This window comes from Mycobacterium sp., from assembly GCF_032161845.1.
GTDB lineage: Bacteria > Actinomycetota > Actinomycetes > Mycobacteriales > Mycobacteriaceae > Mycobacterium.
Genome location: NZ_JAVRQA010000021.1, coordinates 1 through 5740 on the forward strand (window position 1 = coordinate 1; position 5740 = coordinate 5740).

A 5740-nucleotide genomic window follows, 5' to 3' on the forward strand; every position below is an offset into this window, starting at 1 on the left:
ACCTTCGCGGGCCCGTCGAGGCGCGTCAGCGGCGTGCCGATGGCGTGGGGTTCGATGATCGTCATGATCGGTGTCCTTCCGCCAGGGCGGTCAGGGTGGCGACGATGGCGCCGCGGGTGAGCCCGACCTTGAACTCGTTGCCGCTGAGCGGCTTTGCCAGTTCGAGTTCGGCGTCGGCGGCCTCGCGGAAGTTGTCTTCGGTGGCGGTTCGACCGATTAGTGCTTGCTCGGCGCGGGTCGCGCGCCAGGGCTTGTGCGCGACCCCGCCGAGGGCGATGCGGGCGCTGGCGATGGTGTCGCCCTCGATCACGACTTCGGCGGCGACGGACGTCAAGGCAAAGGCGTAGGAGTCGCGGTCGCGCACCTTGCGGTAGGTGGAGCGCGCACCGTCGGGTGGCGGCGGGATCTCCACGGCGGTGATGAGCGCACCGGGCGGCAGGTTGGTGTCGCGGTCGGGCTGGTCGCCGGGCAGTCGATGAAAGTCGTTCAGCGGCAATCGGTGCTCGCCGTCCTCGTCGACGTAGACGACGCTGGCGTCGAGCGCGGCCATGGCGACGGCCATGTCGGAGGGGTGCACGGCGACGCAGTGCTCGGAGGCACCGAGGATGGCGTGGTAGCGGAGGTAGCCGCCGATCGCGGAGCAGCCGGTGCCAGGGGTGCGCTTGTTGCAAGGGGTGGTGACGTCCTGGAAGTAGACACAGCGGGTGCGCTGCAGGAGATTGCCCGCGGTGGTCGCCAGGTTCCGCAGCTGGCCGGAGGCGCCAGCGAGGAGGGCGCGGGCGAGCACGGGATAGCGGGTACGGACGACGGGGTGGGCGGCGAGGTCGCTGTTGCGGACGTCGGCGCCGATGCGCAGGGTGCCGTCGGGCAGGGCTTCGACATCGGAGAGGGGGAGGTGTCCGACGTCGACGACGAGGGCGGGCGCGACGACTCCGAGCTTCATGTGGTCGACGAGGTTCGTGCCGCCGGCGAGGAATACGGCGTCGGGGCGCTCGGCCACGGCGGTGACGGCGTCGGCCACGCTGGTGGCGCGGTGGTATTCGAAGGGAATCATCGGGCGGCCTCGGTGATGGCGGCGACGATGTTCGGGTAGGCGGCACAGCGGCAGAGATTGCCGCTCATGCGCTCGCGGATCTCGGCACCGTCGAGCTGGGGCGTTCCTTCGAGGTCGGCGGTGACGTGGCTCGGCGCACCCGCCTTGAGCTCGTCGAGCATGCCCACGGCGGAGCAGATCTGACCGGGGGTGCAGTAACCGCACTGGAATCCGTCGTGGTCGAGGAACGCCTTGGCGACGGGGTGCAGGGCGCCTTCGTCGCCGAGACCTGCGGCGGTGACGATGTCGGCGCCATCGTGGGCGACAGCCAACGCCAGGCAGGTCGTGGCGCGGCGGCCGTCGAGCAGCACCGTGCAGGATCCGCACTGGCCGTGGTCACACCCCTTCTTGGGGGCCGTGACGTCGAGGTGTTCGCGCAGGAGGTCGAGCAGGGTGATGCGATTGTCGATTCGCAGAACGCGCTCCGTGCCGTCGACGCGCACGGTGATGTCGGTGAAGTGGGCTGGCTTCATTGGTGGCGGTTACCCCCGGGTTCGGTGGTGAAACCGTCCGCCGCGCCGGTAACGTGGCAGCTCAACCAGGACTGATCGGGGGTGTCAGGTGGACCTCGTACTCGGCGTGTCCCTGACGTCGACGGCGGTCCGCTGGGTGCTCGTCGAGGGAATCACCGGCGAGGGCGATCCGATCGATCGTGGCGAACTCGACATCCCCGCGGTGGACACGCTAGATGCCGACCTCCTGGTGCTCGCGGTGCTGAACCCCGAGGTCATCGCCGCGAACCGAATCCGGCTCATCGGAGTCACCAGCACGCGCGACGCCGAACCCGCCGCGGTCGCCGTCGTGGATGCGCTGGCGGCGCGCGGTTACGCCGACGTCGTGTCCGTTTCGGACGACGCCGCCGTCGCCGCGTTGGCGAGTGGCATCGTCGGCATCACGGACTACGACGACGTCGCCGTCTGCATCGTCGAACCGGACTCTGCCTACGTCGCGCGGGTCGACGGCGGCGCGGTAACCGTCGAGCACATCGACCGGCCCGCGGACAGGGCCGATGCGCTGGAGCTGACCAGCAGCGTGATCGCCGTCGTCGACGACCATGGGTGCGACGCGATCTTCGCGATCGGCTCCGACGACGTCGACGTCATCGTGTCGTCGCTCGAAGCGGTCACCGAGGTGCCGGTCTTCAGCGCTACCGAAGCCGACCTGGCGCTGGCCCGCGGTGCCGCCCTTGCGGCCGCACGGACACTGGACATGTCGGGCGGTCTGGCGCTGCGCCCGGCCTCGTCGACCAGGCTGCTGGTGGGGGTGCTGGCGGCGGCGGTGGTGACGTTCGTGGTGTCGGTGTCGATCGCGCTGACCCGAGATGCTCCCGTAGCGCCCGAGAACACCAGTGCCGCAGAGGAATCCGCGCCCGTCGTCGCCCCCGCGGTGTCGCCGGCTCCCGTCGCACCGCCGCCGGTGGCGTTCCCGGACGTCAGCCGCCTCGTCGCGAAGACGATGATCGTCAAGGCGCCGCCAGCGCCCGTTCCCGTCGTCGAACCGGTGTACGTGCCGCCACCACCGGTGTATCAGGCGCCTGCGCCGATCTACGTTCCGCCGCCCCCGAAACCGCGGCTGCGGGATCGCATCATCGACCGCATCCCGATCATCGGCCGCTTCCACGAGCCGGGCTGAGCTACTCCACGAAGGTTTCCCTGATCTCCTTCGGGCCGAAGGGCCAGGTGTGCTCGGCCTTGGCGTAGACGAGGAAGGCGAGGCAGCCGATGACGATCCAGCCCACCGACAGCCCGATCGAGAGCCACGTCGCGGAGACGTAGACGTAGACCCACCCGACGAGCGCGACGATCGTCGGCACGGGGTACAGCCATTGCCGGTAGGGGCGTTCGAGATTCGGTTGGCGGCGGCGTAGCACGACGATCGCCGCCACCTGGGCCAGCGATTGGATGATCACCAGCGTCGCGACCGCGGCGTTGATGATGGTGGTCAGCGTGAACAGCGATCCGATGATGGTGATGACGCCCATGGCGAGGACGCCGGCGGTGGGCAGGTTGAGCTTCGGGTGCAGCTTGCCGAACGCGGATAGGAACACCTTGTCGCGGGCGGCTTCGAACGGGACTCGGGAGCCGCCGAGCAGGCCGGCGAAAACCGAGCCGATGGCCGCCACGACGATCAGGACGGTGATCACCTGTGCCGCAGTGGATCCCCAGGCCTGCTCCAGCACCGTCGATGCGACGGACGTGGCGCTCTTGATCTCGTCGAGGGGGAGCGACCCGAGGACGCCGATCTGCAGCAGGAAGTACAGGCTCATGATGCCGAGGATCGATAGGACGATCGAGCGCGGAATCGTGCGGCCGGGGTCGCGCATCTCGGCGCCGAGGTAGGCGGTGGTGTTGTACCCGAGGTAGTCGTAGATGGCGATGATCAAGCCCGCGCCGAGGCCCGCCCAGAACGTGCCGTGGCTGCCGAACGCGCCGGGGGTGAAGGCGAAGGCCTGCGCGCCGCTGAAGTGGCTGAAGGCCGCGATGATCGTGCTGAGCACGGCGATCAGCATGACGACGAACAGCCCCGTGGTGAGCTTGCCGATCTGGCCGATCTTGCGGAACAGCGCCGCCATGATCAGCAGGGTGATGCCGACGCCAATGATCTTGCCAAGCGCGGTGTTTCCGCCGTCGCCGGTGACACCGGGGATCAGGTACCCGAGGTATTGGACCAGGCCGATGATGCCGGTGGACATGATGAGCGGGATGAACAGCACTGCGCTCCACACGAAGAGGAACGGCATCAGTCGGCCGGTGCGGTACTGGAAGGCCTCGCGCAGATAGATGTAGGTGCCGCCGGCGCCGGGCATGGCCGCGCCGAGCTCGGCCCAGATGAGCCCGTCGGCCAGCGCGAGCAGAGCGCCGATGATCCAGCCGAACATGGCCTCCGGGCCGCCGATCGTGGCGACCATGGCGGGGATCGTGACGAACGGTCCGATTCCGCACATCTGCGTCATGTTGATCGCGGTGGCCTGAAGCGGGCCGATCCGGCGTTCGAGCGATGGCTGATGGGACGTTGCGGCCCCGGTCGATGGTGAGCTCACGACGCGCCTCCTTTGAAAGTTTCTTTTGTTAGGAAAGTTTCTTAACATATTATGGCCGGGTGTGGAAGGGTTCGTTCGTAAACTTTGGAATCAACGGGATCGAGGTGGCGGTGGACGGCCGAGCTGCACCACAGGCGGGAACCCCCGCGAGCATGCGTGCGCTCAACCAGCGCCTGGTACTCGACCGGCTGCGTGAGCACGGTGAGGCGACCCGGCCGGAGATCGCCGGCAACACCGGGTTGTCCAAACCGACGGTCGGACAGGCGCTTCTGGACCTCGAACAGCACGGTCTGGTGCGGACGATCGGTCGTCGCTCGGATGGGCCGGGCCGGGCGGCGGTGGTCTACCGCACCGCGCCGGACGCGGGCTACATCGTCGGCGTCGACGTCGGCCGCCGAGCGTTGCACGTCGCGGTCGCTGACCTCGACGGCGTCGTGGTGGCCCGCGTCGAGCAGCCGAACCGCAGTCGGTCGGGCGCCATGCTGCTCCGCGTGGTGGGCGAGTCCGTCGACCGCGCCGTCGCCGAGGCCGGGCTCGCGGCCGACGACATCGTGGTCACCGTCGTCGGGACGCCGGGGGTCCCGGACGTGGCGGCGGGCACCGTGCATCGATCGCCGAACCTGCCGGGCTGGGAACGACGCGGCCTGCTCGGCGAGCTGGCGGCGCTGCTCGCGTCGAACGGGTCCACGGTGATCGTGGAGAACGACGCCAACCTGTGTGCGGTCGGCGAGCATGCGCGCGGTGCGGCCCAAGGCGTCGACGTGGTGGCGTGCCTGACCGTGGGCACGGGTATCGGCCTGGGAATCCTGGTTGGTGGCAGTCTCTTTCGGGGTGCGCACGGGGCGGCGGGGGAGATCGCCGACCTGCCCTACGGCCGCGTTCCGCCGGGGGTGCCGACGCATCGGCCCGGCCCCGTGGAGGTGGTGGCCGCGGGCGACGCGGTGGTGGCAGCGGCCCGCGAGGCGGGGCTGAGCCTGCCGACCGCGAAGGCGGTGTTCGATGCGGCCCGCGCCGGAGACCCGCGCGCGATGGACGTCGTCGCGGACGAGGCGGCCAAGCTGGCGCGGGTGGTCTCGGTGATCACCGCCGTGCTGGACCCAGGTTTGATCGTGCTGGCCGGGGGTATTGGCCGCAATGCCGACCTGCTGGCCGACCCGATGCGGCTCGAACTCGCCGAGACCATTCCAGTGGTGCCCGACATCGTCGGGGGAGACCTTGGCGACGACGCCGTCCTCGTCGGCGCCATCGCCACCGCCATGGACACGGCTTGGGACCTGGTGTTCGACCGCCGGGTCCTCGGCCATTGACCGTTCCCCAACTCACAGAAGGCAAACAGTGGAAGTCATCATCAAGCCCGACGATTCTGCCTGCGGCACAACCGTTGCCGACGTCTTCGACGGCGCCGTCCGGTCGGGGGCAACCACCCTGGGTCTGGCGACGGGATCGTCGCCGCTGTCCGTGTATCGCGAGTTGATCCGTCGGCACCGGTCGGAAGGCCTCAGTTTCGCTGCGACACAGGCCTTCCTGCTCGACGAGTACGTGGGCCTGCCGTCGGGTCACACCCAATCGTACGCCCACGTGATCCGGACGGAGTTCACCGACCACGT

Annotated in this window: 6 protein-coding genes; 3 read left to right on the forward strand and 3 right to left on the reverse strand. The window is 69.2% G+C overall.

Features of this window, described 5'->3' with window-relative positions; genetic code table 11:
• Positions 1-61 precede the first annotated feature (61 nt).
• Positions 62-1054 (reverse strand): FAD binding domain-containing protein, encoded by a 993-nt coding sequence (locus QOD90_RS01315; protein ID WP_526345893.1) that lies wholly within the window; start codon positions 1052-1054, stop codon positions 62-64.
• Positions 1051-1566 (reverse strand): (2Fe-2S)-binding protein, encoded by a 516-nt coding sequence (locus QOD90_RS01320; RefSeq protein ID WP_526345895.1) that lies wholly within the window; start codon positions 1564-1566, stop codon positions 1051-1053. The genes QOD90_RS01315 and QOD90_RS01320 overlap by 4 nt, the downstream gene beginning before the upstream one ends.
• Positions 1567-1654: 88 nt before the next feature.
• On the opposite strand from QOD90_RS01320, the gene QOD90_RS01325 reads away from it, so the two are divergent.
• Positions 1655-2725, forward strand: a complete 1071-nt coding sequence (locus QOD90_RS01325) for a DUF7159 family protein (protein WP_526345897.1) — start codon at positions 1655-1657, stop codon at positions 2723-2725.
• A 1-nt stretch (position 2726) separates the two neighbouring features.
• On the opposite strand, the gene QOD90_RS01330 is transcribed toward QOD90_RS01325, so the two are convergent.
• On the reverse strand, positions 2727-4133 hold the full coding sequence (locus tag QOD90_RS01330; RefSeq protein ID WP_526345899.1) for an amino acid permease: 1407 nt from the start codon (positions 4131-4133) through the stop codon (positions 2727-2729).
• Between the two features lie 59 nt (positions 4134-4192).
• Here QOD90_RS01330 and QOD90_RS01335 point away from each other — a divergent pair, with 59 nt between their 5' ends.
• Both QOD90_RS01335 and QOD90_RS01340 read left to right on the forward strand, forming a co-directional pair.
• On the forward strand, positions 4193-5440 hold the full coding sequence (locus QOD90_RS01335; protein ID WP_526345901.1) for an ROK family transcriptional regulator: 1248 nt from the start codon (positions 4193-4195) through the stop codon (positions 5438-5440).
• Between the two features lie 28 nt (positions 5441-5468).
• Positions 5469-5740: 6-phosphogluconolactonase (locus tag QOD90_RS01340; protein WP_526345903.1), on the forward strand; the 272-nt coding region annotated here is incomplete at its 3' end.